Genomic DNA, 1,892 nt, shown 5'->3' with positions numbered 1-1,892 from the left:
GCCCTAGCTAAATCAGGTTTAAAATATGACAGAAACTATAGAAGTGTTTTAGTAAATATAAACTAATAAATACTTGTTTTTTAACACAGTTCTTGATTAGTGGCGTGTTTAAAGCACGGAATTTAGCAAATAAAAACCGAATAGAAAATCCGCGAGGATTTTCGTAAGTAGGCGAGAACCAGCCATTAATTATACACGTTGTTGTAAAACGTATTTATTTATTCATAAGTTGAGTTGCTTCCCAAACATATTCCTTTCCAAATTCGCCGAAATAACTAATATAGTTTCCGTCTTTTGAAATCACTACAAAACTGCTACAAGGATAATGATATTCAAAAAATAGTCTCTCAACAGTTCCTTCTGGGTCTTTGTGCCAAGTCAAAACTCCATCGTATTTTTCCAAACCATCATTATCTTTATAAATATAAATCGGTTTAGTTTGAGCAACTTGATTTATTCCATCTTCTAATTGTCCGAACCAAATTTTCCTTGATTCTTTTGTAGCTGAACCACTTGAATTACAACGGTCTTTTCCTGGATAGTAAATTATAACTATAGGCTTGGTGGAATCTAATTCTTGACTTGTTTCTTTCTCAAGTAGTGATTCCAATAAAGCTCTATTTGTTATTTTTCCACGTTTTTCTCTTAAAGTCAATTTTTTATGATTAGCCGAATCTCCGGGAATATCTAATAATTTGCTTGTAGAACGAATTCGGTCGAACTTTGATTTACTTATTTCCACATTGTTTTCGTCGAAGTATTTTGTCCTATTATTTCCAACCTTCGAGGAAGAACAAGAATAAATTAAAATTCCAAAAGTTAATGTTAGCAGGATTTTTCTCATATGTTTTACAACGTTTTTGTATATGGTTTGTTGCGTGGTTAAGCAACTAAGTTAACAAATAAAAACCAAATAGAAAATCCGCGAGGATTTTCGTAAATAGGCTAGAACTAGCAATAAATTATATACGGTGTTGCCAGTAGTTTTTATATTTCCATTTCTACCATTTCCGCTCTTGCTCCAAATCGGATTGGTAAAATACTTGTTCCTATTCCTTTTGATATGTACATTTTCGGTTCGGATTCTTTATACCAACCTTTTAAATATTTTCCACTTCCTTGAGGTTTGAAAGGAACAATTCCTAAAAATGTAATTTGTCCTCCGTGAGTATGTCCAGAAAGTACTAAATCAATATTTAGATTTCCTTTTTGTTTTGTTATTACATCTCTGTGTTCAGGACAATGTGATAAAACAATATTGGTTTCAGTTTCTTTTAGATTTTCAACTGCTTTTCCAAAGTCAGCGTTTCCGCCAACAAAATCGTCAATTCCGATTATTGAGATTTCTCTGTTTTTAATTGAAATTGTTCTATTCTCGTTTATCAATAATTCGCAATTATTTTTAGAATAAATACTTTTAAGTTCTGTCAGATTTACATTTCCCCAATATTCCCAATTTCCAGTTATCGCATACTTTCTAATTGAATTATCAATTAATTCAAGGAATCCGTTCAGAGGTTTTATTTTTTCTGTTTTATCAACAGAATCTCCAGTTATAAATATTAAATCAGGTTTTATTGAGTTGATTTTTTTTGCAATAGATTTGTGAAAGTATCTTAATTGGTCAAAATGTAAATCCGAAATTTGAATGATTTTTATTTTGTCTTTTTCCGATTTTGAGATATCAAAGTAATTCCAGTCAATTACATATTTCTCAAACCAAAGTGAGTCCAAAAGAACTAATCCAATTGAGGCTAAAATTCCTCTTTTAATAAATTTTCTTCTTGTTAAGTTCGTGGTGCATTCAAGGCCTTAACGCAACAAAAGTTGCTAATTGGTTATGGTACAATTTAATTTTTTCTTTCCAAAAAACCTAGATTTTTCGAAGGCAT

At 30.8% G+C, this 1,892-nt stretch carries 2 protein-coding genes; both read right to left on the bottom strand.

Annotated elements, in window-relative coordinates:
• Nucleotides 1-214: 214 nt before the first annotated feature.
• Nucleotides 215-844, bottom strand: coding sequence for a hypothetical protein (locus DFQ11_RS15010; RefSeq protein ID WP_110476703.1), 630 nt, complete (start codon nt 842-844; stop codon nt 215-217).
• A 143-nt stretch (nt 845-987) separates the two neighbouring features.
• Nucleotides 988-1,734: a metallophosphoesterase gene (locus DFQ11_RS15005; RefSeq protein WP_229791318.1), complete on the bottom strand. Its 747-nt coding sequence runs from the start codon at nt 1,732-1,734 to the stop codon at nt 988-990.
• Between the last annotated feature and the right edge of the window lie 158 nt (nt 1,735-1,892).

This window comes from Winogradskyella epiphytica, from assembly GCF_003217215.1.
Classification (GTDB): domain Bacteria; phylum Bacteroidota; class Bacteroidia; order Flavobacteriales; family Flavobacteriaceae; genus Winogradskyella; species Winogradskyella epiphytica.
Note: the sequence above shows the minus strand (reverse complement) of the source record. Positions and strands in the feature narration are given on the sequence as shown.